The organism is Micromonospora sp. NPDC000668 (assembly GCF_042897975.1).
GTDB lineage: Bacteria > Actinomycetota > Actinomycetes > Mycobacteriales > Micromonosporaceae > Micromonospora.
On the sequence record NZ_JBIAYP010000010.1, the window covers coordinates 72,738 to 97,945 of the forward strand.

A 25,208-nucleotide genomic window follows, 5' to 3' on the forward strand; every position below is an offset into this window, starting at 1 on the left:
CGCAAGGCCAAGCGCCCGGCCCGAGTCCCGGTGGAAGTCCACCGAAACTCGGGCCGGATGCGTTCGTTGCGGAGGCCGCCACGGCGATGTACGCGAGGCCGAGCGCCTCACAGCTGGTGCAAAATCACCGGGTCCTTGATCTTCTTGTCGGCCGCCAGTAGCAGCGCCTTACTGATGATCTCGGCGAGCCGGCTGTCGCCTTCGAAGGGCAGGAACATTTCCGGCTCCTTCGCCTTCGCCGAGTCCGGGATGATGCACAGGTAGCGGTCGTCCGGGGCGATCAGGATGTTGCCCGAGCCGCAGTGGATGCGATACGTGTGCAGATCGCCGCGTATCTCAAGGAACTTGTCGGTGAGAGTGCAGCGGTCGGCGATCGCCAGTCGGGGGATCAGCTCGGCCAGCACCTCCCGGCGCGTCCGGCCGGGCGGAGTGAGGTCGCCGAAGCTGTTCCGCGCCCAGTAGTCGCGATACCGGCCCTGGGGACCACCGTCGTACCAGTTCGGGTCGCTGCCCACCCCGGCCGCGGCCACGAACAGGTCGACGTCGCGCATCACCTCGCTCAGCACGACCGCCGGGACCTGCTCCAGCGGCACCGGCGTGCGGTCTTCCCAGGTGATCCGCAGCTGATCGGTCGACATCGTGTCGAACATCAGGTCGTCGCCCCGATCCTCCATCCCGGCGATGCCCAGCTCGGCGCGCAGCTCCCAGTCGGGCAGGGCCAGCCAGGGCATGTCGTAGGAGGCGCCGTCGTTGCGGTGTCGCACGTGCGACCAGCCGCGCCGGGACAGGAGCGCGTTGAGGCGGTGCTGGCGCACGATGTGCGCGGCGAACCGGTTGGAATACGTACCGGTGGCCCGCTCTGCGTCGGTCAGCAGGTACTGCTCCCGGTGTGCCTGCTTGAACGGCTGGATGATCGAGTGCCGGGCCAGGAAGTCCCGCCAGGAACCGACCGCGGCCGAGTCGTCGACCGGGTGCCAGAGCCGGACCGTGGCGCCGTCGGCGGGCTCGAGCACCGCGTCCTCCACGGTCCGCAGGGCATCACCGCCCCAACAGCAGGCGACCCCGTCGACGGTCCAGATCAGCCGCCGGGCCAGGGTCCCGGCCAGCGGGTGATCCAGGAACCGCTCGCGCCACTGCTCGGCGGTCCACGTGCGGTCGCGCCGCAGCAGCCCTTCCAGGCGGTCACGGGTGCCGATCAGCGTGGCGCCGATGTCCGTGACGGTCGCCTTCAGCTCCTTCAACTCCTCGCCGTGGTCCTTGCGCACCTGCGGCGGAGGGGCCTTGACCACCTTGCCGTCCGCATTGCGCCACACCACGATGGCGTCGATGCCGCGAACCTCAACCTCGTACGAGCAGTCACCCAGCTTGTCAGCGAGCGGCAGCCCGAAGCCGGGCAGCGCCATCTCCTCGACGTCCTCACGGCCGATGCCGAGCGCCTCGGCGTGCTTGGTCAGGCCCTTTTCGACGATGCGCAGCGTGCTCTTGTAGGTCAGCCGCGACGCCAGCCGAGCCAGTTGCGCGAGGGCGGCGGGATGATCGGCGTCGATGAGCGCGCCGACCGCAACGTTCGCCAGTTTCGGGCTCGCCGGACCATGCCCGGGTATCTTGCGGGCGGCCCGTTCCGCGATCTGGCCGAGGCTGCGCAGGGTGTCCTCCGACGGCGGGCAGATCGCCCGCATCCAGATCAGGCCCCACAGCAGCCCGACGTTGTGACGGTCGAGCATCCGCGGCGGGACGTCGGCGAAGTGACCCCTACAACACGTGGTCATGCGCAGTGGCAGGCTACGCGCCAGACCCACCAGCGGGAGCCAGTCATCGAGCCGGGCGGTGAACTCGTCGCCGCCGACCGCGTCGAGCAGGAGCCGGGCGCTCTTTTGCCAGGCGGCCGTCGGCCTCGCCTTCTCCGCGCCGAGCAGGCAGTGGGCGAGCAACGCGCGCCAGGCGGACCGGCGTTCCTCGGGCATCGCCTCGATGTCCGCGATGGCGCGGTCGGCCCACGGTTCACCGACGTTGGGAATGGGCCACAGCGTCTCGTCCGCGTCGCCCACGTCGCGAACGAAGTGCTCGATTCGCGTCCGGCGCCAGGTTGCCAGCGCCGCCGGGTGCGTGCGTCCGGCGAGGTACTCCGTCTCGATCGATTCCCAGGTCCACTTGAGGAGCCTGTAGCTCCAGTCGTTGAATCCCAGTCGGGCGTGACCGCCCAGCCGATCCAGCCATCCGGAACCGTCCAGCCCACCGGCCGAGAGCAGACGGCGGATCAGCGTGGTCCGCCCGTCGCTGTCCTGCTCGGGCACCGTCAATGCGTCGAACAGTGTCTGCCGCACGTCCGCCGGCTGCGCGGCCAGGAGTTGCTCCGTCCGGGCCCACATTTCGTGGCAGGCGGCCCCCCACGGGTCGTCCTTCGTGATGTTGTGGCGGCGCGGCAGGCTTCCGATCACCGTCATCGCCGCGGCGACCCGCCGATCGTGATCCGCCTCGGCGTCCTCCAGCGCCGCCACGGCCGGGCCGAGCAGCTCGGCCTGTCGCGTGGCCTCTGGAAGGAGTTCGAGCTGCGCGGGAAGAAGACCGTACGGTCCGTCCGGGTCGTTCAGCGCGGCGAGCAGCACCCGACCCGCGTCGGCCGGCGCCCAGCCACACACCGTGGCCACCTGATTGACGAACTCCCGCTGATCACTTCGGTTGAGGGTGAAGCCGTCAAGCCGCTCGTACCACTCCTTGACTCGGTTGACCACCAGGCGCAGCGCCTGCTCCGGATCGTACGTGCCCATCAGCCACCCACCAGCGGGACGAGCTTGAGGAACGTGACCCGGGACCCCGCGTGCAGGTGGACCTTGTCGTCCAGGCTCGTCACCTGACGGTCGTCGACCAGCACCACGAAACCGTTGCGGCCGAACGCCTCGAGCGTCGCCCGGGTCCGCTTCTCCGGATCAACGCGTGCGCCGGACTCGGCGATCTCCAGAAACACCCGCCGGCGAATCAGCTCGTCGAGTCGTACCTCTTCCTCGAAGATCTCCATAGTCCACTCGGGCCCGCTCGGCGCTCCGGTCGCTTCATCGGCGATTGTGATCAGCGGCATGGCGGCGACGGTAGCGCAGACCCCAGACATGGCGTCTGGCGTGGAAGCGACCAGCACCGCGACCTGGGACGCCCGTCATTCGCTCGATCGCCAGAGCCCTCGACGGCCAGCACGCACGCATGACCGCCTATGCACTGAAGCTCGCCGCGCTCCTAGCTCCCTCTCAGGGTGGAGTCGACTCGCGCCACCAGGGGAGGCGGCGGGTGTCGCGTGCCGGCAGCGTGGATCTCGACGGCGACGACCGGTCGCCACGAGGGAGGACCCATGAGGAAGACGTTTCGGGGATTGGGCGCGGCGGCGGTCGTGGTCGCCGTGGCGCTGGTCGCCGTGCCGGGCGCCAGCGCCACAGCGCACAAACCGAAGACGGCCGGCGTGGGAGGGGCAGGCGAGGTTCGCTTGACGTTCGCGCCCGACCGCGACGTGCGCAGCTTCACCTTCGACGCGCACGCCACCCCGTACACCCGACCGATGCCCGGCGCGCCCCACGGCCTGCCCACCGACGCGACCGGCACGGTCCGCGTCGCCCACCGGCTCGCAGCGAACGGCGTCACCGTCCGCTTCGCGGCCCGCGTCGACTGCCTGGTCACTGCCGCACGGACCGCGACGCTCACCGCCGTGGTCACCGAAGCCGACCCGCTGGCGGCCGACCTGGTCGGTCGCCGGCTGGGATTCAGCGTGTACGACGGTCCGGGCGGTGACCGGGTCGGCTTCTCGTGGGCGGTGGTCAACGCCGACCAGGGGCCCGACGGCCAGTGGCGCGAGGGCACGGTCGGCACCTGCATGGCGCCGGCGCCCTTCGCCCCGGTCACCGCCGGCGACTACGTCGTGCGGCACGCCGAACTGGCACCACCCCCGACCGACGACTGAACCGCCAGCGGCCGCCGTGGGGCCGGTGGAGCGGACATCCTGGGATGAGGATCGCCGCCAGGTCTTGCGGGGGTTGGCCACAAGGAGCCTGCGCGTCCTTACCAGGGGTAGGGACGCGCAGCTCTGTTCTCGGGCCGTGCAGCGGAGATCGTGCCAGAAGCACGAAAAAGGCTCTGGCCAGGTGGGAAACCACCAGGCCAGAGCCTTAATTGCTGGTGCGCCGCCAGGGACTCGAACCCCGAACCCGCGGATTAAGAGTCCGCTGCTCTGCCAGTTGAGCTAGCGGCGCTCGTCGGCAACGGAGAGAAGATTAGCACCCCGCTGAACCGGGCTCCAATCCGGTTGCCCATGTCCCCCCTTCGGTCGAGCTTAGCCGGCAAAAGGTCCCAAACCGACCCGCGCAGCAGAGACGGGACCGTGGGCCAAGGCGGTGATACGGCACGATGTCCGCCAGGTACGCGAGAACAGAGGTGGGGATGGCACGGTTCACGCGAGCCGGGGCGGTGGTGGGCGCTCTGACCCTGGCGGCGTCGCTGGCACTGACCGGGTGCGGCGACGAGCAGAAGAAGCCGGAATTCGTGGGTGGGGCCGAGTCGAGCGCGAGCGCCGACCCCGGCACGGCCCAACCAGCGGCGCCGGCTGCGCCGAGCGGCCCCCCGCTGGCGCTGAATCCGGCCGACGGCACGAAGAACAAGCCGGTGAGCACGGAGATCAGCGCGAAGCTCCCGGACGGCGGGAAGGTCTCCGCGGTCACCCTGACCGCCGCGGGTGGCGGCGCGGTGGAGGGCAAGTTGCGGACCGACGGCTCCTCCTGGGTGCCGTCCGCCCCACTGAAGTACGGCACCCGCTACACGGCCACGGTCACCGCGTCCGCGCCCGACGGCACGAGCAGTCAGGGCACCAGCAACTTCACCACGATGGCCAAGCCGAAGTCGACCGTCGGGTCCGGCCTGTACCTCTTCGACGACAAGAGCTACGGGGTGGCCATGCCGGTGGTCACCGAGTTCCACCCGGGCATCCCGAAGAAGGACCGGGCGGCGGTGCAGAAGCGGATGTTCGTCCGTACCGACCCGCCGCAGCCGGGGGCCTGGCACTGGGTCGACAACGGCACGCAGGCCTACTACCGGGCGCCGGAGTACTGGCAGCCGGGCACCACCATCACCGTACGGATCGCGCTGGCCGGGGTGCCGCTCAGCAACGGCAGGTACGGCGACGTCGACCGCAAGGCCACCGCCAAGATCGGCCGGTCGTTCGTCATGAAGGTCGACAACGCCACCAAGAAGATGACGGTGTACGAGAACGGCGCACTGATCCGCACCGTGCCGGTGAGTCTGGGCAAGAAGAGCACCCCGTCCTCCAGCGGCACCATGGTGGTGATGGAGAAGAAGGAGTCCACGGTCTTCGACACCCGCGACGATCCGGACCCGACCAACCGCTACGTCACCGAAATCGATTTCGCCCAGCGGCTCACCTGGGGTGGCGAGTACATCCACGCCGCGCCCTGGTCGGAGCACGTGCAGGGGCGGCAGAACGTCTCGCACGGCTGCGTGAACGTTTCGATGGCGAACGCCCGGTGGTTGTTTGAGAAGACCCGGATCGGTGACCCGATCACGGTGAAGGGCACCGAGCGCAAGCTCGCCGCCGGCAACGGTTGGACGGCGTGGAGCTTGAGCTGGTCGCAGTTCGTCAAGGGCAGCGCGTTGCCGGTGCCCTCGGGCGGGTCCGGCCCGGCACTCTGAGCCATCCGGCGTCCCGCGCCGGCCCGTGCGATGAGGCGGGCCGGCGCGTACCCTTGCACTGCCCGCGACGCGACGGCGCCAGCGGCGACCCCTCAGTCCCGGTACGGAGACGAGTCAGGCTCACGAATCGCCGGATTCTCGCAAGATTCCGGCATCATCGTCGGCGTGTTCCGGTTCACCCTCGGCAACCGGAGCCGGTACTGGCGCGTCTGTAGGAGACGATGGGTCCGGGACCACGACTGTGAGGGAATCATGCGAGCTAGCCAGGACCAGCTGATCCGGCCCGGTGGGCGACGCCGCGTGTTCGCGGCAGGGCTTCTCGCCGTGGCGCTGGCCTTTACCTCCGCCTGCACCGATGGCAGCGGCGACAAGCCGTCCTCGTGGCAGGGTGGCGGCGAGAACCCAGCCCCGAAGGCGGCGGCGACCATCAGCGAACCGGCGACAGACGCCAAGGACGTGCCGGCCTCCACCGGCATCACCTTCAGCACGAAGGACGCCGTGGAGACCGCCGTCGAGCTCAAGGACGCGGCCGGCAAGGCGGTCGAGGGCACCCTCGCCGCGGACGGCAAGACCTGGCTTCCGGCCGGAGCGCTGGCGTACGGCACGAGCTACACGGCCACGGTGACCGCCACCGGCGACGACGGCCGTCCGGCTACCGCCACCAGCACCTTCACCACGATGGCCAAGCCGTCCAACCAGGTGCGGGTGAGCAGCTTCCTCGGCGACAACCAGGTGGTCGGGGTCGGGATGCCGCTGATCGTGAAGTTCAGTCGGGGCATCCCGGAGGACTACCGCGACGACGTGCAGCGCCGGATGACGGTGACCTCGACGCCGGCCCAGGAGGGCATCTGGCACTGGGTCAGCCCCACCGAGATCCGGTACCGGCCGAAGGAGTTCTGGAAGGCCGACAGCAAGGTCTCCTACCGGGTGCAGGCCGGCGGCCTGCCGCTGGGTGACAACTGGTACGGCCGGGCCGACCTCAGCGTGGACATCAAGATCGGCGCATCGGTGGTCATGACGGTCGACAACAAGACCAAGCGCATGACGGTGACCCGGAACGGCTCCGTGATCAAGACCATTCCGGTCAGCCTCGGCAAGAAGGCCACCCCGTCGTCCAGCGGGACCATGGTCGTGATCGAGAAGCTGCGCAAGACGGTCTTCGACACCATGGAGGAGTTGGGCCCCGAGGAGGGCTACCGCACCAAGATCGACTTTGCCCAGCGGCTCACCTGGGGCGGGGAGTTCATCCACGCGGCCCCCTGGTCCGAGGGACAGCAGGGCAGGGTGAACGTGTCGCACGGCTGCGTGAACGTGTCGATGGCCAACGGTGACTGGCTGTTCAAGAACACCCAGATCGGCGACCCGATCACGGTCAAGGGCACCGAGCGCAAGCTCCAGAACGGCAACGGCTGGACCGACTGGAACATGAGCTGGGACGAGTACGTCAAGGGCAGCGCCCTGCCGTACGAGCCGCCGGCCGATCCGGACACCTCGGCCACCCCGGGCGCCACGGACGGGAGCGCCCCCACCCCGACGCCGACCGCCTGAGCAGCCAAAACGACGAAAGCCCCCCTCGAAGGAGGGGGGCTTTCGTATGGGGTGACTGATGGGAATTGAACCCACGACAACCGGGACCACAACCCGGTGCTCTGCCAACTGAGCTACAGCCACCACGCCGCCGTCGCCCGGTAGATCGCCCCGGGCGGGGTGCGGACCAATAATAGCCACACCATGGCGGACCCCGTCCAGCGGGTTCCCGGCTCCCTCGACGGCACCGGCGACCACCGTGCCGGCCATGCGCGGGGCCGAGCGCCCGGGTCAGAGCTCCGCGGCGATCCCCTTGGCGGTCTCCACGTCCGGCCCGGGCAGCGGCACGAAGATCGTCCGGCGGTAGTACTCCAACTCCCGGATGCTCTCCCGGATGTCGGCCAGCGCCCGGTGCGCCAGGCCCTTCTGCGGCTGGCCGAAGTACACCCGGGGGTACCAGCGGCGGCACAGTTCCTTGATCGACGAGACATCGATCATGCGGTAGTGCAGGTGCGCGTCGAGGCGGGGCATGTCCCGGGCGATGAAGCCCCGGTCGGTGGCGATCGAGTTGCCGCACAGCGGCGCGGTACGCGGATCCTTGACGAAGCTGCTGACGTACTCCAGCACCTGGTCCTCGGCCTCGGCCAGGGTCACCGGCGAGCGGCGCACCTCCTCGGTGAGGCCGGACTTGGCGTGCATCGTCCGGACGATCTCCGGCATCGCGTCCAGCGCGGCCTCATCGGCGTGGATCACCACGTCGACGCCGTCACCCAGCACGTTGAGGTCGGGATCGGTGACCAGTGCCGCGACCTCGATCAGCTTGTCGCTGCCAAGGTCCAACCCGGTCATTTCACAGTCGATCCAGACGAGGAGATCAGCCACCGGCACAGACTACGCGCAGCCCACGACCCGCGGCTGCGCGCTCTCGGCGGAGCAGCCCGCTAGGGTTTCGGAGTGCCAGCCGAACCCGTCGCACCGCCAGCCGTCACCGACGACGATCCCGGCGGCCGTACGGTCCGTCGGTTGGTCACGGTGGTGGCCCTGATCGCCGTGCTGCCGGCGCTCTACCTGCCCGGCCTGGTACACAACTTCTTCGACCTGAAGATCTACATGTCCGCGATGGACTGGTGGACGGCGGGCAACCCGCTCTACGACTACGTCCAGCCGGATCGGGTGCAGGGTGAGCTGTACTTCACCTACCCGCCGTTCAGCGCGTTGCTGCTCTGGCCGTTCGGCCTGATCCGGCTCGGCGCCACCGTGGCGATCTTCACGGTCCTCACCGTGCTGGCCGTGGTGGTGACCACCCGGTGGCTGGTGCTGCCGGTGATCGCCCGGCACAACCTGCCGCGGGCGTTCACCCTGACCGTCGCCGTGCTGCTGGTGCTGGCGGTGGAGAGCACCCGCGAGACGATCACCTTCGGGCAGATCAACATGCTGCTGGTCGTGCTGATCCTGGCCGACCTGCTGTTCGCCGTGCCGCAGGCGCGGCGCTGGGCCGGGGTCGGCGTCGGTCTGGCGACGGCACTCAAGCTCTTCCCCGGCATCTTCATCGTGTACCTGCTGGCCACCCGCCGGTGGCGGGCCGCGGCGGTGGCGAGCGCGACCGCTGCGGCGGCGACCCTGCTCGCGGCGGCCATCGCGCCGCGCGACTCGTGGCGGTTCTGGACGCACGAGTTGTGGGCCACCGAGCGGGTGGGCCGCACCGACTACACCGGCAACCAGTCCCTGTTCGGCCTGCTCAGCCGGTTCAGCGCACCGGAGAAGCCAAACCAGCTGCTGTGGCTGGCGGTGGTCGCCGTGGTGGCCGGCTACGGGCTGTGGCGGGCCGTCCGCGCCGCCCGGGCCGGCGACGCGTTGACCGGCCTGACCCTGACCGGGTTGGTCGGCGCCATGGTCAGCCCGATCACCTGGACCCACCACATCTACTGGTTCGTCCCGGCGGTGGTGCTGCTCGCGGACGCGGCCCTGAGCGCCAACCGTCCGGACGAGGTGCGCCGGCGACGGTGGCTGGCCGGGCTCGCGGTGGGCATCACCGCCCTGATCATCTACGGCGTGGTGTCGTTCCACGACTGGGGTGTCGCCCCGGTCCGCACCGACGACCCGGTGGATTTCGTGCTGCGCAACGGCTACGTGCTGCTCAGCCTGCTGCTGCTGGTGACCCTGCCGGTCCGGTCAGGCCGCGCGGTGGAAAAGTCGCACCAAATGGACACAACTCCCCAGTAGCCGCTATCGGCGCTAATCTGGTCTCACCTACCTCAAGCGTCGCTCGGGTAGCACCGATCCCCCGGTGAAGGTGGCCCTCCGCGTCGGCAGCGCGGAGGGCCACTCGCCGTTCCGTCCACCGCCACCGGCCGAGCCGTCGCCGCCTCCGGAGTGGTCGGTGGCCAGGCCAGGCTCAAGGTCACCTCCGGCGGTCGGGCCGGCGCGTCCAGGTCGGCGAGGGTGGCCGGTCGGGCCGGTGCGGTGCCGATCGCCGACCGGGGCCGCTCACCCGCGCCGGAGCCGACCGGGGTGAGCTGCCGCCCGGCCGGCAGCGGCCGCGCCGACCCGGTGTACCCGGCGGGCGTGGCTCCCAGGCCGCTCAACGAGCTGACCCCGAGCCGGCCGGCGAGCACCGGCACCTGGTCCGGCTCGACCACGAAGACCACCTCACGTGGGCGCGGCGGTCGCAGCAGGAGCAGCACCGCGCACACCACCAGCAGCACCCCCGCGGCCAGCAGCCCCCAGGTGGCCGGAGAGGTCCAGCCCGCCTCCAACTCGGCGCGCAGATCCAGGGCCAGGTCGCTACCGCCGTCCGGGCGCATCACCACCAGGCTCATCGGCTCGCCGGCCAGATCGTCCGCGCTCCACTCCAGCGAGCCGATTCCCTCGCGTACCCAGAACGGGCGACCCAGTGGGGTGAGCGATCCGGCAGCGGCCGGAGCACCGGCGGCCGGGCCGGCCGGGTCCGTGCGTACCGGCAACGGACCCCGGGCCAGCGCCACCCGGCGGACCGAGGCGTGCGGGACCGGCTCCAGCCAGCGGCGTACCTCGGCGGTGGGCGCCAGGCCGACGAAGGCCGGGCCGTCCGGTGTGCGGGCGTCCAACCGCAGCCGGGCCTGCGCGGTACGGGCGAACGGCACCTCCTGCCGCAGCAGTCGGTCGAGGTCGGTGACCACGACCGCGTGGCCGGGTGTGCGGACCGTCTCGAACCGGGCGGCGAAGGTCCCCCCGGGGTCGGCGTGCCGGGTCACCAGCCAGAGCGCGCCACCGGCGAGCAGCGCCGGAATCCCGATGACCAACAGCAGCACTCCGGCGATCGCCCGCACGAACCGCATCCGCTCCGTCTCCCTCCGTAGCCAGGTACCCGGCAGACCTTACCGACGTACGCCGGCTGATCAGGGGATATCCACGGCACGGCCGGTTCCGGTCTCGGAAAGCACGCTGGCCCGCCGGATCGCTCCGGCGGGCCAGCGGGTGCGGCGGGGTCAGGACTTGGCGACCGGCTCTCGGCGCGTCCGGGCGAACGCCAGCCCGCCCAGCACCAGACCGGCCAGGCCAGCGACGAGACCGGCGACGCCGAGGCCCACCGCGGCCCCCTCGCCCTCGTCGTCATCGTCGTCGTCGGTCGCGGCGACGCCCGCCGCGGCGGGCGCGGCCGACGCCGACGGTGACGCGGCGGTGAGGGTGAGCACCGGGGCGGGGTGCTCCGGCTCCTCAGCGCCCGGCGTCGGCTCCTCGATCCAGCGCGAGACATTGCCGTCCGAGTAGGTCTGCACGGTCTTGAAGACCATCGTGTTGACCTGCGGCAGCGGCCCCATCGAGACCGGGAACTCCTGGAACTGGCCCGGCTTCACACCCGCGTCGCCGGTGGCCGTCCAGGTCAGCTTGGCCACCGCCTCGGTGATCGGGCTGCCGTGCACCTCGATCGGCGGGTCCACCTTGCGCTTCTCCATGGCGACCGTCCACCCGGGCACCGGCATGGTCGACACCGAGCCGACCGGGGCGTTCTCCGGCAGCACCACCTCCACCTTGGTGGTCGACGCGGTGTCGCTCTCGTTGGGCACCCGGAACGCCACCCGGGCGTAGCCGCCCTGGGTCGCCTCCTTCGGGTTCACCGTGACGTGGGCGGACGCCGGGCCGGCGAAGCCGAGGACTGCGGTGGCGACGGCGGTGAACGCCAGGGCGGTGGCGGCGGTTGCGGTACGCCGGAGACGGGTCATGGGATTCGAGAGCCTCTCTAACGGATGGGCACGGTGGCGGTCACCGTGGCCTGGTCAATGTCGGACGTCCGCACGGTGACCCGCAGTTGCCAGTCACCAGCGGCCGGCAGGCTGACGTCGCCGTAGGCGTGGTTGTCCGTCAGCGGCAGCAACGGGATCTCGATCGGCTCGATCCCGGCCGAGGGCAGCGCGGCGGTCGCCCGCCACTCCGCCACCGGCTGTGGCCGGTTGTCCTTGGTGTACGCGTACAGGTGCAGCGAGTTGTTGCCCCGCTCGGCCGGGTCCAGCTCGACCTGCAGGGAGAAGAGCGGGCTGGACAGGGTGGTGGAGAAGAGACCGGCCTGGGTGCCGGACGGCTCGGACACGGCGGTCCGGGCCGGCGTGGTCTGCACCAACGTCGCGGACAGCCCCAGCACCACCACAGTGACGGCCAGCTCCACCCAGACCGCCCGGCGTACCGGCACCGGCCGCTGCGCCGCGGTGCGTCGGCGCACCAACTGCCGGGAGTACGCGGCCACGGCGATCACCAGCGCGAACAGCCCGACCTTCGCCAGCAGCAGCCGCCCGTAGGTGGTGCCGAACAGGGCGTCCAGGGTGGCCACCTCGATCAACGCCTGGACGATGCCGGCCAACAGCAGCGCCGAGACGGCGAGCGCCGCCCAGCGCGACCAGATCGGCAGGATCGCGCCCAGCTCACGCTCGTCGGCCTGACGCAGCAGGAAGCCGCCGAGCATCAGCAGGCCGCCCAGCCAGACCGCCATGCTGCCCAGGTGGACCGCGTCGACCACCACGGAGACCGCCGGCGCGGGGGACGCCGCCGGGTGCCCGGCCAGCGGCCAGGTCAGCAGGGCGGCCCCGCCGAGCACGGCCAGGATGATCGCGTCAGTGCGGCCGGACGGCCGGGCCAGCAGCGGCCGGAGCAGGAACGCCGAGGCCGCCAGCAGGCCGAGCCGGACCAGGTGGGCGGCACCGAAGGCGCTGCCGAACACACTGCCGAACCCCTCGCTGGTCACGTCGACGAGGCCGCCCCCGGCGGTGTAGGGCACCTGCAGCCACAGGTCGGCGAGGGTGGCGACGGCCACCAGGCCGAGGCCGGTCCAGGCCAGCCGGGCCGGGCCCCGCCGGGACAGCCGTCGCGGCCACAGCGCGGCGAGCACCAGTGCCGGCCCGACCAGCAGCACCAGGCCGGCGTAGCCGAGGAAACGGGCCACCTTCACCCCGGCGCCCACCACCGGGTCGGCCCGGCTGTCGTCGCCGGAGTCGACCGGCGGCGTCGAGGGCGCGCCCACCGAGTACGTGAATGCGCCGGAGACCGGGTGGCTGTCGGCGGAGATCACCCGGAAGCTGACCAGGTAGGTGCCGCGCTCACCGGCCGGGTCAACCGGGATGGTCACCGTGGCGCCGTCGAAGCCCGGCTCGCCCCGGTCGGCCCGGGAGCCGTCCGGCGCGATGACGCGGATCTTGCCGGGAACCTTGCGCACCGACTCGCTGAACGTGAGGACCACCTCGGCCGGCCCGCTCGGCACCACGGCCGAGGCGGCCGGGCTGGTGCTCTGCAGCACCGCGTGGGCGCTGGCGGGGGTGGCCGGGGTGATCAGGAGGACGACGACAGTGACCAGAAGGCCGGCGGTGGCGGCCAACCGGGCGAGCCAGCGGCGGGGGGCGACAGTCATGTTGGCCATGCTCGCCGACCGGAGTGGATCTCGGCGACCCGAGTCGGGTGAGTCATTCACCCGCGCCCTGCCGCCAGCGCCGGCGTGAGCGGCCGGTCCTCCCCGCTGGTGCGGCCCAGCGCCCACAGCAACCCCGCCTGCACCACGGCGGCCAGGTGGCCGGCCTCGTGCACCAGCGCGGTGGTCGAGTTGGCGATGTCCACCACGCTGGTGACGGCCAGGCAGACCGCCAGCACCAGGGCCACCGGCAGGAACGCCCTGGCCCGCTCGGGCCGCCAGGCGGCCAGCGCGAAGCCCACCGCCAGCGCCACGTCGAACGAGGCCATCTCCCGGCTGGTGTGCGGGTCCACCGACACGCCTAGCCCCGCGAGCAGGATCGGCAGCGCGATCGCCAACTGGGCCACCGCGGCCACCGCCACCGCGATCCGCAGCACCTGCCGGCGGGCCCGCCGGACCGCGGCCGGGCTGCGGTGCGCGGAATCGGCGGCAACCGCCGCCAGCACCGCGGCGGTGAGGTCGGGCACCTCCACCGGCTGCACCCGGACCAGCCGGGTCACCTGCTCGGCGCGAGCCAGCCAGTCGCGGCAGCCGACGCAGGTGGCGGTGTGCGCGTCCAGCACCGCCGGCGGCGTCTGCGGATCTTCCCCGTCCAGCCGTGCCGACAGCGCCGCGCGTACGTGGTCGCAAGTCATGACGGGGTAGTCGGCCCACGGCGGGGAAAAGTTCCCGACGTGGCGCAGACCATCCAGGGTCGAAGGGCCCTGTCGTCACGCCGCGCGCCGCGTAACCTGGGTTGTCGTGATCCCCGTCCCGCGTGACACCGGTGCCGCCGGTCCGGCTGACCCGGCCGGTGGCGTCGCCCGGGACCCGGCCACCGAGTGGGCGTTGACCGCGCGCGACGGCGACCCGACCGCCCAGGCCGCGTTCGTCCGGCTGACCCAGGTCGAGGTCTGGCGCTTCGCCGCCGCCCTGGTGGACCCGGACAGCGCCGACGATCTGACCCAGGAGACGTACCTGCGGGCGTTCCGGGCACTGCCCGCGTTCGAGGGTCGCTCCAGCGTCCGCACCTGGCTGCTCGGCATCGCCCGGCGGGCCTGCGCCGACCACCTGCGCACCGTGGTCCGCCGTCGGCGACTCGACGAACGGCTGGCGGCCAACGCGTACACCGACCGACCGCACCCGGACCCGGCCGGTCAGCTCGGCGCCAGCGACCTGGTCCGCCGGTTGAGCCCTGAGCGGCGCGCCGCGTTCGTGCTCACCCAACTGCTCGGCCTGTCGTACGCCGAGGCCGCCGCCGTCGAAGGGGTGCCGGTGGGCACCATCCGCTCCCGGGTCGCCCGGGCCCGCGACGAGCTGGTCGAGGCGGTCGGCGACGCCTTGACCGGCTGAGCCGGGAACTTCCGGCGAGGACGGGACGACAAATGACCGTGACAGCACCTCCCACCCGGGCCGCCCGCTGGCCTGCCGTCCGACCCTGGCTCGGCATCGCGGCCCGACTCGGCCTCGCCGCCGTCTGGCTGGTCGCCGGCGCGTCGAAGGTCGGCGACCTGGCCGCCTCCGGCCGGGCTGTCAACGCCTACCAGGTGATGCCGTACGACGTGGCGACCGTGATCGGTGCCGCGCTGCCCTTCGTCGAGCTGGCGCTGGGCGTGCTCCTGCTGCTCGGGCTGGCCACCCGGCTCAGCGCGGTGGTCTCCGCCGTACTGCTGGTGGTCTTCATCGCCGGAATCGCCTCGGCCTGGGCGCGTGGCCTGTCCATCGACTGCGGTTGCTTCGGCAGCGGCGGGCAGCTCGCCGAGGGGCAGGCACCGAGTTACCTCCCGGAGATCCTGCGTGACCTGGGATTCTTGGTGCTGGCCGGTTTTCTCCTGATCTGGCCGCGTACGCCCGTCTCGGTGGACGGGTGGCTGTCCGGTGAACCCGCCTTGGAGGACGAGGATGAGTAGTCGCAAGGGGCAGCGTGACGCGGCCCGGGTGGTCCGCCAGCAACTGGCCCGCGAACGGCGGCGCCGGCGCACGCTCTGGGTCTCCGCCGCCGCCGTCGCCGTGCTGGTCATCGCCGGCCTGATCGGCTGGAGCGTCTGGTCCAGCCAGCGCTCGGACGACTTCACCACCCCGCCCGGCGCCAACGCGGACGGCACCGGCATCGTCACCGGCGGCGGGCCGGTCACCGTCGACATCTTCGAGGACTTCCTCTGCCCGGCCTGCAAGCAGTTCGAGCAGACCAGCGGGGCGACCCTGGAGCAGTTGGTGGCCGAGAACAAGGCGACGGTGGTCTACCACCCGGTGGCGTACCTCAACCGCTTCTCCACCACCGACTACTCCACCCGCTCCTCGGCCGCCTCCGGCTGCGCCGCGGCCGGGGGCAAGTTCCGCGAGTACGCCAAGGCGCTCTTCGACAAGCAGCCACCGGAGGGCAGCGCCGGGCTCAGCGACGACGAGTTGATCGACATCGGCACCGGCGTGGGGCTGGACCGCGCCTCGTTCGCCGGCTGCGTCAAGGACAACACGTACCGGACGTGGACCGAGCACGTCACCGACGAGGCCAGCCGGGGCGATGTCACCGGCACGCCGACCATCCTGGTCAACGGTAAGCCGCTCGCCGACCGCAGCCCGCAGGGCCTCACCGCAGCCGTGGCGGCGGCCGGCTAGTGATCCGTACCCTGCTGGCCCGTGCCGGCCTGGTCGCCACCGCCGCCTGCGCGGCCACCCTGCTCACCGCGGCACCGGCCGCCGCGCACGGCGCGGACGCCCCGGACGGCACCGACTACCGAACCCGGACCACCGGCGTCGCGCCCGCCCGACCCGGGCTGGAGGTACGGGTGATCGAGGCGGGCGCCCGAGTGGAGCTGACCAACCGCACCGGCCGCCCGATCGAGGTGATCGGCTACTCCGGCGAGCCGTACCTGCGGATCGGCCCGGACGGGGTGTTCGAGAACAGCCGGTCCCCCGCCACGTACCTGAACCGCACGATCGCCGGGGACACCACGCTGCCCGCCGAGGCGGACCCGGCGGCAGCGCCGTCCTGGCAGCGGATCGCCGACGGAACGACGGCCCGCTGGCACGACCAGCGCGCGCTGTGGCAGGAGTCGGCACCGCCGGACGCCGTACGCGCCGCGCCGGATCGTGAGCACCGGGTCCGGGACTGGACGATCCCGCTGCGCGACGGAGGCGACCCGGCGCAGATCCGCGGCACGCTGGACTGGGTGCCGCCGCCGGACGCGTACACCTGGTGGGCGGTGACCATCGTCGGGGTGCTCGCGGTGGGTGCGCTCGGCCTGCTCGCCGCCGCCGCGCCGGCCGGCGCACGGGCGTTGTCCGCGCTGGGCGCGCTGCTCATCGCCGGCGGCGCGGTCGCCGTGCTGTACCCGGTGGGCCGGGAACTGGACGCCGGCGCCCAGGGCGTGGGCGGGGTACTGGTCGGGCTGCTGTCCGGGCAGGTCTGGTCGCTGCTCACCGGCCTCGGCGCGATCGCCGCCGGTTGCTACGCGCTGGCCCGCCGCCCCGCCGCCGACTTCGCGGTGGCGCTGGCCGGGGCCTGTCTGGCGCTCTTCGCCGGGGTGGCCAACGCGACGGTGTTCGCCCGTTCCATCGCCCCGGTCCCCTGGCCGGCCGAGTACGCCCGGATCATGGTCACGCTGGTGCTGATCACCGGCGCGGGCGCAACCGCCGCCGGCATCCTCCGCCTACGCGCTGCCTCCCGAACCCCCGCTCCCGCCCAGACCTGACCCGCACCCCCAGGCCCGCAGGTCAGGGGCGCGGCGCGAAGCCGTAGGGAAGTTCCAGGCGGTGGCGGGCGAGCAGCGTGGGGTTGGACAGCAGGTCGAGGGTGGGGGCGTCGGCGACGATTCGGCCGGCGTCCAGGATCACTGCGCGTTCGCACAGCTCGGCCGCGTAGGGCAGATCGTGCGTCACCATCAGCAGGGTCACCGGCAGCTCGCGCAGGATCTCGGCCAGCTCGCGGCGGGCCGCCGGGTCCAGGTTCGATGACGGCTCGTCCAGCACCAGGATCTCCGGGTGCATGGCGAGCACGGTGGCCACCGCCACCCGGCGGCGCTGCCCGAAGGAGAGGTGCTGCGGCGCCCGGTCCCGGTGCTCGCTCATCCCCACCGCGGCGAGCGCGTCGTCCACCCGGGCGGCGAGCTCCGCCCCGCGCAGGCCCAGGTTGGCCGGCCCGAACGCGACGTCCTCCGCCACCGTGGGCAGGAAGAGCTGGTCGTCCGGGTCCTGAAAGACGATGCCCACCCGGCGGCGCACCTCGGCAAGGGTGGCCCGGTCCGTCGTGACGGTCAGCCCGCCGACGCTCACGCTGCCCTCGGTCGGGGTGAGGATGCCGTTGAGGTGCAGCACCAGCGTGGTCTTACCGGCACCGTTGGGCCCGAGCAGCGCCACCCGGTCGCCGCGCGGCACCGTCAGGTCCACCCCGTGCAGGGCGACATGCCCGTCCGGGTACGCGTACCTAACGCCACGAACGTCCAGCGAGACAGCGGTCTGCACGGCACCGATCATGTCAGCACGACGGCGGTGGCGGCGATGGAGGCCGCCAACACCGGCACGGTCGCCGCGACCAGCCACTGACCGGCGGTCGCCGCGCCGTCGCCCTGCCACACCGCGGGCATCCGCCCGGTGTAGCCCCGGGACAGCATCGCCAGGTAGACCCGCTCACCGCGTTCGAAGGCCCGCAGGAACAGCGCCCCGATCCCGGCGGCGAAGCCGCGCAACTGCCACAGGAAGCGCGGGTCGTCACCCCGCGAGATCCGCGCCACCCGCATCCGCCGCGCCTCGCCGACCAGCACGTCGAGGTAGCGCAGCATGAACGTGGCGATCTGGGTGAGCACCTGCGGGCAGTGCAGCCGGTCCAGCCCCACGATCAGGTCCCGGGTGGTGGTGGTCGCGGCGAGCAGCAGCGAGGCGAGGACGCCCAGGGTGCCCTTGGCCAGGATGTTCCACGCGCCGTGCAACCCGTCCTCGGACAGTCGCAGGCCCAGCACGTCGACCCGTTCACCGGCGCCGAGGAACGGCAGCGCCACGGCGAACAGCACGAACGGCACCTCGATCAGTGCCCGGCTGAGCAGCCATCGGGGCCCCACCCTGGCCAACGCCGCCACCGCCGCCACCAGCAGGGCGTACGCGCCGAAGGCCCAGAACGCCGCGCGCGGGGTGGCCACCACGGCGATGGTGAAGACCACCATCGCCACGATCTTGACCTCGGGCGGGAGCCGGTGCACGGGAGAGTCCGACTCCCGGTACAGCACGTGCCCGTGACCGGCACCCATCCGCGTACTCCTCGCTCAGCCGGCCGCGCCGGCGCGGGACGTCGCCGCGTCACCCTCGGCCGGCGCCGCGCCCTCGGCGGACGTCGCCGTGTCACCCGCGGTCGACGTGGTGCCACGGCGGCGCAGCAGCCAGAAGCCGCCGGCACCGATCGCGAAGGTCAGCAGCACCCCGAGCACCCCGGAGAGGCCGGTGGAGAGGAAGTCGTTGCCCACTCCCCGCACGCCGTAGTCGGCGAGCGGGCTGTCCCCCAACTCGTGGTCCCGAGTCTGCTGGGCCGGGCAGCTTCCGCCGACGATGTTGTCATCGGCGTCGACGGTGCAGCCCTTCAGCAGCGACGAGTCCAACCCGTCCGGGTGGGACGAGGCGTAGTTGCTCACGACCCCGGCCAGCAGCAGGGCGACCAGCAGCCCGCCGACCAGGAAACCCCAGGAACGGTTCTTCACCGGACACCTCCGACGACCGGGACGGCGGGCGCGGACGTCGACCGCAGCCCGCGCAACGCGTAGACGAGATCGGGGCGCACCTTCGCGACGGTGAGCACGGTCGTCGCGGTGATCAGGCCTTCACCGATGCCGATCAGCAGGTGAACCCCGGCCATGGTTCCGGCCAGGCCGGCCAGGTTGCCGCCCAGGTCGGTGGTGCCGCCCAGCCAGTACTGCAAGACGAAGCCCTGCGACGCGACCACCACGCTGAGCATCGCGGAGACGAACGCGGTCACGGCCAGGCCGGCCCGGGTACGGGGCAGCACCCGCAGCAGCACCGCGATCAGCAGGTACGCCGCGGCGGTGCCGAGCAGCGCCATGTTGGTGATGTTGAGGCCGAGCATCGCGACGCCGCCGTCACCGAAGATCAGCGCCTGCACGACCAGTACCACGGCCACGCAGAGCGCGCCGACCCACGGGCCGACGAGCATCGCGGCGAGCGCGCCACCGAGCAGGTGGCCGCTCACCCCGGCCGTGAAGATCGGAAAGTTGAGCATCTGGACGGCGAAGATGAACGCGGCCACCAGGCCGGCCATCGGGGCAAGCCGGTCGTCCAGGTCGCGCCGGCCGCGCAGGACGCAGCCGGTGAGCGCGGCGAGGGCCAGCGCCGCGAAGACCGCTGCGACGGGACCATCGATGATCCCGTTCGAGATGTGCATCGCCAGGGTTTCCACGCGACCTCCCACGCGTCAGCGGGCCCGTACGGGCCGGCGAGGGTCAGCCTATTTCCCATACCTCGTTGTTGCCAGGGTCTGGCAACAACGCATGTTCTTGATCACCTTTGGAGGTACGGCGCAGGGGTCAGGATCGTCGCCGCGCTGGCGCGTCGGCAGCGGCGGCACCGGCCGGCCCGGCGGTAGGGTCGGGCCATGACCGCGCCCGACCGCCTCACTCCCGGTGACCCCGCCCCCGAGTTCACCCTCCCCACCGACACCGGTGACCAGCTCACCCTGTCCGACCTGCGAGGCCGCAAGGTGGTCCTCTACGCCTACCCGGCGGCGATGACCCCGGGCTGCACCAAGCAGGCCTGCGACTTCCGCGACTCGCTCGCCTCCCTCCAGGCCGCTGGCTACGAGGTGGTCGGCATCTCCCCCGACAAGCCGGAGAAGCTGGCGAAGTTCCGCGATCGGGACGCGATCACCTTCCCGCTGGTCTCGGACGTGGACAAGGCGGTGCTCAACGCGTACGGCGCGTACGGCGAGAAGCAGCTGTACGGCAAGACCGTGACCGGAGTGATCCGCTCGACCTTCGTCATCGACGCCGACGGCAAGATCGAGCACGCGTTCTACAACGTCAAGGCCACCGGGCACGTCGCCAAACTCCGCCGCGACCTCGGCCTGGACTGACTGTCGTACCGGGCCGTCACCATGTGTGAATGGTCCGATACAAGTACACGCCCGAGGCGCTGGTCACGGCGGCCGCCGCCGCGCAACATCACCGAGGTGACACCGCCGTAGCCAGACGCTCTAGAATCAGCAGGTTGGCGGGAGTGGCGTAACGGCAGCCGCGGTAGGTTTAGGTCCTATTGTCCTATTTGGACGTGGGGGTTCGAGTCCCCCCTCCCGCACGATTGAGCCACACGTGAGTGCTCGGGGCCAGCGCTGTTGATCGGAGCACACCTCGGGCCGATCGGGTGCTCGCGCGGTCAGGATGGGTGCCGTGAGCCTGCACTTCGTCCTCGATCCCGACCTGACCCCGCAACTGCGCGCCGAGATCGTCGCCCTCTGGGTGGACGTCACCAACGCCGGCGGCGCGGTCGGCTTCGTGCCCCCGGTCACCGCCGCCGACGTCCATGCCACCGCCGACCCGACCTTCGCCGGGATCGCCGACGGGCCGGACCGGCTGCTGGTCGGGTACGCCGGTGACCGCATGGTGGCCGTGCTGATCTTCAGTGACAACCGGTTCCCGCTCAAGGCGCACTGGTGCGTGCTGAAGCGGGTGATGGTCCACCCGGACACCCAGGGCACCGGGTACGGCTCGGCGCTGATGCGCGAGGCCGCCCGGCTGGGCCGGAAGTTGGGCCACGAGGCACTGCACGTGACGGTGCGGGACGGGCTGGGATTGGACGAGTTCTACCGCCGCCTGGGATACCGCGAGATCGGCAGGTTGCCGGGCGCTCTGCGGCTGGCACCCGGTGACGACCGGGACGAGATCCTGATGTGGCTCGACCTGACCCCGACCGACTGACCGGTCAACCGCACCAGCGGGCCGTGGCCCCGGCCGGGCGGGTCGACGGCGTTTCGGCGGCCGGCGCGCTCGCCCTCGCGACCTCGACCGGGCGGCGGGCCGGTGTCGGCGTACCCCCTGCTCGGGTGGCGGACGGCCGCGCCGAGGCCGGCGGGCGCGGGGTGGCCGCCGCGGCGCCGATCGCGTACATCCGGACCGCGCTGGTCTGCACCTGGCCGGGTGCCATTTTGATGCCGGCGACGGTGGCGCGGTGCCCGTACACGTCGCTCACCCGGACGCTGAACGGCCCGGCGCCCGCGCCGGAGGCGATCAGCCAGTAGTTGTAGTCCTGCCGCACGGCCGTCCGCCACGGACCGCTGTCACCCTGCCGGACCTCGACGGCGCGCAGCGGGTTGCCGTGGTTGCCCACCCGGACGGCGAACCACCACTGCGACGCGCCCTCCTTGATGCGGAAGGTGAGCGGGCCGGGCAGCGGCGGGTTGACGACCGCGCGGTAGGTGACCGGGACGAGGCCCTTGACCGGGTCGGCGATCCGGGCGAACGCCTCCCGGGACAGGTCGAGATGTCCGGGCGCGCACTCGGGGCACTGATCCATGATCAGGACGCGGACGGTGCCCTTCGGGCCGGTCACGTCGAGAAATCCGCCGCAGGCGGCGCCGGCGGCGTACTCCGTGGGACCGAGCGCGACGTAGAGCCGGTTGGCCGGCGCGGCCGGGTTCGAGCAGTTGCCGCCGGCACCGTTCGAGTCGTAGAAGGTCGCCTTGCCGTTGTGCGTGGCGGTGCCGGTGGGCGGCGCGGCGGCGAGCGTGCGGCCGGCGGCGCAGGCCGGGGCGGAGCCGGATCGCAGGGTCAGGGTGAGCCCGAGCGCCGCCGCGAGGATGGTGACGCCGGTGGCGACCAGCCAGGGCACCGGGCCGGACGAGGGCGCGGGCCGGTCGTCCGGAGCCCGATCCAGGTCAAGCTCGATGTCGACGCCGCCGGGAGCGCTTCCGTCCGTCACGACGGCGATGCTGCCGGACCCGTGAGGGGCCGGACAAGCCGGCTAAGCCAAAGCTAAGACAGCATCGACGGACGGTGACCGGTGCGCTCCCGGAGCAGCGCGGCCGGTCAGGACTCGATGACGAGTGGTGCGCCGACGGCCAACGGTCCACTGTCGACCGGTACCAGATTCAGACCGAAGAGGAGCTTCTGCTGGACGTTGCGATACCGCCCGAGTGTGCGCAGCGGTTCTTTCGTGCGTACCCCGGTCTCCTGGTCGGTGGTGGTCACCACGCAGCGGTCGCACGGCCCGGCGGCGCGGAACCGCAGGTCGCCGATGCGCATCGACCTGCCGACCCAGTCGTCCTCGGCCCAGGCCGTTGCCCCCTCGACCACCAGGTTGGGCCGGAACCGGGCCATCGGCACCGGCTCCTCCCCGGCCTCGGCCAGCCAGCCGTTGAGCGCGTCGAGGGAGGCGGCGTTCGCCAGCAGCAGCGGGTAGGCGTCGGCGAAGCTGACCTGGTCACCGGTGTCGTGCTCGCGGTCAGCGGCGGCCAGGTGACGGGTCGGCCGGGCCAGCCAGACCAGCCGAACCGGCCGGCCGAGCAGCGCGCCGAGCCAGGCGTCGGCCGCCGGGCCGGCCGGCAGCGCGGGAACGGGGAGCTTCCGGTTGCTGAAGGTGCGCACCGCGACCGGATCACCGCCGGCCGGCTCGGGCACGTCGAGGTCGGGCTGCCCGTCGGCGCGCAGCGAGAGACCTCCCGGGCGCACGGTGGCACGCAGGCCGACCAGCCGGGTGGTCTCGCGCTGGGTGACGCCGACACCGTTGGCGTCCACCACCATCCAGCGCCGGTCGCCGGCCAGCCCCCACGGCTGCACGAACGCGCCGTCGTGGTCGAGCCGGTGACAACCCTTGACGGGGTACGTGTGAATCGATGTCAGCCGCACCCGGCTACCATGCCACGCCGATGCCGTCGCCCGGGTACCAGTGGTTGGCGGGGCTCTCCCGGTAGGCGAGGAACCGCCGCCCGGTGCGCTCGGCGTGCTCGGCGAGCACGTTGGTGCTGGTGACGTTGTCGGTGAGCAGGATCGCGCCGGGGGCGAGCTTCGGCTCCACCGCGTCGAACTCGCGCTTCTCGTGGGCCCGGCTGTGGTCGCTGTCGTGCAGGAACAGGTCGACCGGGCGGTCCAGCGCCCCGATCGAGGCGATCGAGTCGCCGATCACCAGGTCGACCACGTCGGACCAGGGCGGGCTGGCGGCCAGGTAGCCAGCCTCCGGGTTGATGTCCAGCGAGGTGACCCGGCCCGGATGACCCTCCTGCGCGTTACGCAGCAGGGCGGCAGCCAGGACGCAACTGCCCAACCCCTTGTCGACGCCGGTCTCCACCACGTGTGCGGGGCGGGTGGCCCGCACGATCGCGTACCAGCCGATCCGCCGGGCGTAGTGGACCTGCTTGTCCGCCAGGCCACGGCGGGAGGCAGCGGCGGTGGCCTGCTCGATGTGCTGGCGCAGCGCGTGGTCTGACTCGATCTCGTCGAGCCACCCGCGGACCTCCTTGACGGGCCGGTCGCAGACCACGCTGACGAACCAGGACAGGTGGTGGCGGCTGAGCTTGGTCAGCTCGTACGTGTAGTTGTGGTGCTCCCGAGAGGTGACCAGCCACCGGGCCGAGATGCGGAGCACCTTGGCGTCGTGGCGGGCGACCCGGGCAAGCCGCTTGGGGAAGGCAGCGACGGGTGCGAGGGGAGTGCGGGCGATGGCTCGGCGCAACTGAGTGGCGTCCACGGCAGCTTCATACCAGGTTCACGTGACCGATGGTCGAAGAAATTTTCGGTCCGGAAATAGACCCGTATGGCACGGACGGGGGGTACGGCGCTGGAGCAGCAATTAGTAGCATCGCGACCATGCAGTATCGCCAGGAGTTCGCGGAGCCCGAGACTCAGCTCATTGAGGCGCAGTCGCCACCGGAGCCGACCGAGGAGGCGCCTCCGCGGCGTCGCCGGTGGCGCAAGGTCGTACTGATCACCTTCGTGGTCCTGGCATTGCTCGGCGGTGCCGGCATGGTCGCCGGAGGGCTCTACTTCCGCTCGATCAACTCCGGGATCGAGCGAGTCGACGCCTTTGGGGAGGTGCCGGAGGCCGAGCGCCCGCAGGTGGTCGAGACCGCCAAGGGCGCCATGAACATCATGATTCTCGGCAGTGACTCGCGTGACCCGGAGAACGACTCCGGCTCCCGCACCGACACGATCATCCTGGCCCACCTCCCGAAGGACCGGTCGAGCGCGCAGCTCATCTCGATCCCCCGGGACACCTGGGTGAACGTGCCAAAGTCCCCGCAGGGGCGGGGTGGCCGGGACGCGAAGATCAACGCATCGTTCGCGTGGGGTGGCGTTCCGTTGATGGTGCAGACCGTCGAGAAGTTCACCGGCGTCCGCGTCGACCACGTGACGATGGTCGACTTCGGAGGATTCAAGGAGATCGTCGACGCGCTCGGTGGCATCAACGTGGACGTGGAGAAGGGCTTCACCACGCTGTACGCGCTCAACGGCAGCCGGACGTTCAACGCCGGCCCGCAGAAGATGGACGGGGCAGCGGCGCTCGACTACGCACGCGAACGCCACGCCTTCGCCGATGGCGACTTCGCCCGGATCCGCCACCAGCAGCAGGTGATCAAGGCGATCCTGGACAAGGCGGCGTCGGGCGGGACGCTCGCCAACCCGGCCAAGCTGAACTCCTTCGTCAAGGCGACGGCGGACGCGGTGGCGGTGGACAAGTCCCTGAACCTGCTGGACCTCGCGGCCGAGCTTCGCGAACTGCGCAGCGGCAACCTGACGTTCCTCACCTGCCCCACGAAGGGCACGGGTCAGATCGGCAGCGAGAGCGTCGTCCTCGCCGACAAGGAAAAGGCGACGCGGGTGTTCAACGCGGTGCGCAACGACAACGTGCCGGAGATTCTGTCCGCCGCAAAGTAGGACAAGGAACTGGCTTGCCGGCCATGGCGCGGCGCCCCTACCGATCGTAAAGTTCGGTCGCCCTTCTGGTCGTGGCATGTGACCGAGGGCGTTCACGGGGAGGTCCACACGTGTCAGGCCAATCGGCGACGAGCCATTCGCCCACGCCTCAGATAGGCGAAGGGCACTTCGACCTTCCGGGCGACGGGCCGCCCCGTCACTACGATGCTCCACCCGTCCCTCAAGCC

General features: G+C 71.6%; 25 protein-coding genes and 3 tRNA genes. 12 read left to right on the forward strand and 16 right to left on the reverse strand.

Features of this window, described 5'->3' with window-relative positions:
• Positions 1-107: 107 nt before the first annotated feature.
• Both ACFY29_RS34435 and ACFY29_RS34440 read right to left on the reverse strand, forming a co-directional pair.
• A complete protein-coding gene (locus tag ACFY29_RS34435; protein ID WP_386992889.1) occupies positions 108-2,768 on the reverse strand; it encodes a DUF4132 domain-containing protein in 2,661 nt (886 codons plus the stop codon).
• Complete coding sequence (locus ACFY29_RS34440; RefSeq protein ID WP_386992891.1) at positions 2,768-3,076, reverse strand: hypothetical protein; 309 nt, start codon at positions 3,074-3,076, stop codon at positions 2,768-2,770. The genes ACFY29_RS34435 and ACFY29_RS34440 overlap by 1 nt, the downstream gene beginning before the upstream one ends.
• A 264-nt stretch (positions 3,077-3,340) precedes the next feature.
• Here ACFY29_RS34440 and ACFY29_RS34445 point away from each other — a divergent pair, with 264 nt between their 5' ends.
• Positions 3,341-3,943, forward strand: coding sequence for a hypothetical protein (locus ACFY29_RS34445; RefSeq protein ID WP_386992893.1), 603 nt, complete (start codon positions 3,341-3,343; stop codon positions 3,941-3,943).
• Positions 3,944-4,156: 213 nt separating this feature from the next.
• Here ACFY29_RS34445 and ACFY29_RS34450 read toward each other — a convergent pair.
• Positions 4,157-4,232 (reverse strand) — tRNA-Lys (locus ACFY29_RS34450).
• Positions 4,233-4,419: 187 nt separating this feature from the next.
• Here ACFY29_RS34450 and ACFY29_RS34455 point away from each other — a divergent pair.
• Together ACFY29_RS34455 and ACFY29_RS34460 are read left to right on the forward strand one after the other, a co-directional pair.
• On the forward strand, positions 4,420-5,682 hold the full coding sequence (locus ACFY29_RS34455; protein ID WP_386992895.1) for an Ig-like domain-containing protein: 1,263 nt from the start codon (positions 4,420-4,422) through the stop codon (positions 5,680-5,682).
• A 252-nt stretch (positions 5,683-5,934) separates the two neighbouring features.
• Positions 5,935-7,230 carry an Ig-like domain-containing protein gene (locus ACFY29_RS34460; protein ID WP_386992897.1) on the forward strand — a complete coding sequence of 432 codons (1,296 nt, stop codon included), beginning with the start codon at positions 5,935-5,937 and terminating at the stop codon, positions 7,228-7,230.
• A gap of 47 nt (positions 7,231-7,277) precedes the next feature.
• Here the strand turns inward: ACFY29_RS34460 and ACFY29_RS34465 are convergent.
• Positions 7,278-7,353 (reverse strand) — tRNA-His (locus ACFY29_RS34465).
• Between the two features lie 147 nt (positions 7,354-7,500).
• Positions 7,501-8,097, reverse strand: coding sequence for an oligoribonuclease (gene orn, locus ACFY29_RS34470; protein ID WP_328424199.1), 597 nt, complete (start codon positions 8,095-8,097; stop codon positions 7,501-7,503).
• 66 nt (positions 8,098-8,163) lie between these two features.
• Between orn and ACFY29_RS34475 the strand changes: the two genes are divergently transcribed.
• Positions 8,164-9,432 carry a glycosyltransferase 87 family protein gene (locus ACFY29_RS34475; protein WP_386992900.1) on the forward strand — a complete coding sequence of 423 codons (1,269 nt, stop codon included), beginning with the start codon at positions 8,164-8,166 and terminating at the stop codon, positions 9,430-9,432.
• A 32-nt stretch (positions 9,433-9,464) separates the two neighbouring features.
• Here the strand turns inward: ACFY29_RS34475 and ACFY29_RS34480 are convergent, their stop codons facing one another.
• The 4 genes from ACFY29_RS34480 to ACFY29_RS34495 all read right to left on the reverse strand — a co-directional run bounded on the left by ACFY29_RS34480 (position 9,465) and on the right by ACFY29_RS34495 (position 13,776).
• A complete protein-coding gene (locus tag ACFY29_RS34480) occupies positions 9,465-10,526 on the reverse strand; it encodes a hypothetical protein (protein ID WP_386992902.1) in 1,062 nt (353 codons plus the stop codon).
• A 150-nt stretch (positions 10,527-10,676) separates the two neighbouring features.
• A complete protein-coding gene (locus ACFY29_RS34485; RefSeq protein ID WP_386992904.1) occupies positions 10,677-11,411 on the reverse strand; it encodes a YcnI family protein in 735 nt (244 codons plus the stop codon).
• A 17-nt stretch (positions 11,412-11,428) separates the two neighbouring features.
• Positions 11,429-13,093: a copper resistance CopC/CopD family protein gene (locus ACFY29_RS34490; protein ID WP_386992906.1), complete on the reverse strand. Its 1,665-nt coding sequence runs from the start codon at positions 13,091-13,093 to the stop codon at positions 11,429-11,431.
• Between the two features lie 47 nt (positions 13,094-13,140).
• Complete coding sequence (locus ACFY29_RS34495) at positions 13,141-13,776, reverse strand: zf-HC2 domain-containing protein (RefSeq protein ID WP_386992908.1); 636 nt, start codon at positions 13,774-13,776, stop codon at positions 13,141-13,143.
• Between the two features lie 106 nt (positions 13,777-13,882).
• Between ACFY29_RS34495 and ACFY29_RS34500 the strand changes: the two genes are divergently transcribed.
• Genes ACFY29_RS34500 through ACFY29_RS34515 form a run of 4 tightly spaced genes read left to right on the forward strand, consistent with a single transcriptional unit; the run spans position 13,883 to position 16,812 of the window.
• On the forward strand, positions 13,883-14,473 hold the full coding sequence (locus ACFY29_RS34500) for a sigma-70 family RNA polymerase sigma factor (protein ID WP_386992910.1): 591 nt from the start codon (positions 13,883-13,885) through the stop codon (positions 14,471-14,473).
• Positions 14,474-14,505: 32 nt separating this feature from the next.
• Positions 14,506-15,030, forward strand: coding sequence for a MauE/DoxX family redox-associated membrane protein (locus tag ACFY29_RS34505; protein ID WP_386992912.1), 525 nt, complete (start codon positions 14,506-14,508; stop codon positions 15,028-15,030).
• Positions 15,023-15,736: a DsbA family protein gene (locus ACFY29_RS34510; RefSeq protein WP_386992914.1), complete on the forward strand. Its 714-nt coding sequence runs from the start codon at positions 15,023-15,025 to the stop codon at positions 15,734-15,736. The genes ACFY29_RS34505 and ACFY29_RS34510 overlap by 8 nt, the downstream gene beginning before the upstream one ends.
• Positions 15,736-16,812: a hypothetical protein gene (locus ACFY29_RS34515; RefSeq protein WP_386992915.1), complete on the forward strand. Its 1,077-nt coding sequence runs from the start codon at positions 15,736-15,738 to the stop codon at positions 16,810-16,812. Before ACFY29_RS34510 ends, ACFY29_RS34515 begins: the two co-directional genes overlap by 1 nt.
• A 22-nt stretch (positions 16,813-16,834) precedes the next feature.
• Here the strand turns inward: ACFY29_RS34515 and ACFY29_RS34520 are convergent, their stop codons facing one another.
• From ACFY29_RS34520 to ACFY29_RS34535, 4 genes are read right to left on the reverse strand one after another with little or no spacing between them, the layout of a single operon-like run.
• Positions 16,835-17,593, reverse strand: a complete 759-nt coding sequence (locus ACFY29_RS34520) for an energy-coupling factor ABC transporter ATP-binding protein (RefSeq protein WP_386992917.1) — start codon at positions 17,591-17,593, stop codon at positions 16,835-16,837.
• On the reverse strand, positions 17,590-18,360 hold the full coding sequence (gene cbiQ, locus ACFY29_RS34525; RefSeq protein WP_328424179.1) for a cobalt ECF transporter T component CbiQ: 771 nt from the start codon (positions 18,358-18,360) through the stop codon (positions 17,590-17,592). The genes ACFY29_RS34520 and cbiQ overlap by 4 nt, the downstream gene beginning before the upstream one ends.
• A 15-nt stretch (positions 18,361-18,375) precedes the next feature.
• A complete protein-coding gene (locus ACFY29_RS34530) occupies positions 18,376-18,804 on the reverse strand; it encodes a PDGLE domain-containing protein (RefSeq protein WP_386992919.1) in 429 nt (142 codons plus the stop codon).
• Complete coding sequence (locus ACFY29_RS34535) at positions 18,801-19,517, reverse strand: energy-coupling factor ABC transporter permease (protein WP_328424175.1); 717 nt, start codon at positions 19,515-19,517, stop codon at positions 18,801-18,803. The genes ACFY29_RS34530 and ACFY29_RS34535 overlap by 4 nt, the downstream gene beginning before the upstream one ends.
• Positions 19,518-19,712: 195 nt before the next feature.
• Between ACFY29_RS34535 and bcp the strand changes: the two genes are divergently transcribed.
• From bcp to ACFY29_RS34550, 3 genes are all read left to right on the forward strand, one after another.
• Positions 19,713-20,189, forward strand: coding sequence for a thioredoxin-dependent thiol peroxidase (gene bcp, locus ACFY29_RS34540; protein WP_328424173.1), 477 nt, complete (start codon positions 19,713-19,715; stop codon positions 20,187-20,189).
• 137 nt (positions 20,190-20,326) lie between these two features.
• Positions 20,327-20,410: transfer RNA gene (locus tag ACFY29_RS34545), tRNA-Leu, on the forward strand.
• A gap of 92 nt (positions 20,411-20,502) precedes the next feature.
• Positions 20,503-21,030 (forward strand): GNAT family N-acetyltransferase, encoded by a 528-nt coding sequence (locus ACFY29_RS34550; protein WP_386992922.1) that lies wholly within the window; start codon positions 20,503-20,505, stop codon positions 21,028-21,030.
• Between the two features lie 4 nt (positions 21,031-21,034).
• Here the strand turns inward: ACFY29_RS34550 and ACFY29_RS34555 are convergent, their stop codons facing one another.
• The 3 genes from ACFY29_RS34555 to ACFY29_RS34565 all read right to left on the reverse strand — a co-directional run bounded on the left by ACFY29_RS34555 (position 21,035) and on the right by ACFY29_RS34565 (position 23,794).
• Positions 21,035-22,030, reverse strand: a complete 996-nt coding sequence (locus tag ACFY29_RS34555; RefSeq protein WP_386992924.1) for an expansin EXLX1 family cellulose-binding protein — start codon at positions 22,028-22,030, stop codon at positions 21,035-21,037.
• 107 nt (positions 22,031-22,137) lie between these two features.
• Positions 22,138-22,956 carry an MOSC domain-containing protein gene (locus ACFY29_RS34560; RefSeq protein ID WP_386992926.1) on the reverse strand — a complete coding sequence of 273 codons (819 nt, stop codon included), beginning with the start codon at positions 22,954-22,956 and terminating at the stop codon, positions 22,138-22,140.
• A gap of 4 nt (positions 22,957-22,960) precedes the next feature.
• Positions 22,961-23,794: a class I SAM-dependent methyltransferase gene (locus tag ACFY29_RS34565; RefSeq protein WP_386992929.1), complete on the reverse strand. Its 834-nt coding sequence runs from the start codon at positions 23,792-23,794 to the stop codon at positions 22,961-22,963.
• 119 nt (positions 23,795-23,913) lie between these two features.
• Between ACFY29_RS34565 and ACFY29_RS34570 the strand changes: the two genes are divergently transcribed.
• Complete coding sequence (locus tag ACFY29_RS34570; RefSeq protein ID WP_386992931.1) at positions 23,914-24,981, forward strand: LCP family protein; 1,068 nt, start codon at positions 23,914-23,916, stop codon at positions 24,979-24,981.
• The last annotated feature ends 227 nt before the right edge of the window (positions 24,982-25,208 follow it).

Coding starts and splice junctions, on each gene's coding strand:
- ACFY29_RS34435 (WP_386992889.1), bottom strand. CDS start 2,768: ATGGGCACGTACGATCCGGAGCAGGCGCTGCGCCTGGTGGTCAACCGA.
- ACFY29_RS34440 (WP_386992891.1), bottom strand. CDS start 3,076: ATGCCGCTGATCACAATCGCCGATGAAGCGACCGGAGCGCCGAGCGGG.
- ACFY29_RS34445 (WP_386992893.1), top strand. CDS start 3,341: ATGAGGAAGACGTTTCGGGGATTGGGCGCGGCGGCGGTCGTGGTCGCC.
- ACFY29_RS34455 (WP_386992895.1), top strand. CDS start 4,420: ATGGCACGGTTCACGCGAGCCGGGGCGGTGGTGGGCGCTCTGACCCTG.
- ACFY29_RS34460 (WP_386992897.1), top strand. CDS start 5,935: ATGCGAGCTAGCCAGGACCAGCTGATCCGGCCCGGTGGGCGACGCCGC.
- ACFY29_RS34480 (WP_386992902.1), bottom strand. CDS start 10,526: ATGCGGTTCGTGCGGGCGATCGCCGGAGTGCTGCTGTTGGTCATCGGG.
- ACFY29_RS34485 (WP_386992904.1), bottom strand. CDS start 11,411: ATGACCCGTCTCCGGCGTACCGCAACCGCCGCCACCGCCCTGGCGTTC.
- ACFY29_RS34490 (WP_386992906.1), bottom strand. CDS start 13,093: ATGGCCAACATGACTGTCGCCCCCCGCCGCTGGCTCGCCCGGTTGGCC.
- ACFY29_RS34495 (WP_386992908.1), bottom strand. CDS start 13,776: ATGACTTGCGACCACGTACGCGCGGCGCTGTCGGCACGGCTGGACGGG.
- ACFY29_RS34505 (WP_386992912.1), top strand. CDS start 14,506: ATGACCGTGACAGCACCTCCCACCCGGGCCGCCCGCTGGCCTGCCGTC.
- ACFY29_RS34510 (WP_386992914.1), top strand. CDS start 15,023: ATGAGTAGTCGCAAGGGGCAGCGTGACGCGGCCCGGGTGGTCCGCCAG.
- ACFY29_RS34520 (WP_386992917.1), bottom strand. CDS start 17,593: ATGATCGGTGCCGTGCAGACCGCTGTCTCGCTGGACGTTCGTGGCGTT.
- cbiQ (WP_328424179.1), bottom strand. CDS start 18,360: ATGGGTGCCGGTCACGGGCACGTGCTGTACCGGGAGTCGGACTCTCCC.
- bcp (WP_328424173.1), top strand. CDS start 19,713: ATGACCGCGCCCGACCGCCTCACTCCCGGTGACCCCGCCCCCGAGTTC.
- ACFY29_RS34570 (WP_386992931.1), top strand. CDS start 23,914: ATGCAGTATCGCCAGGAGTTCGCGGAGCCCGAGACTCAGCTCATTGAG.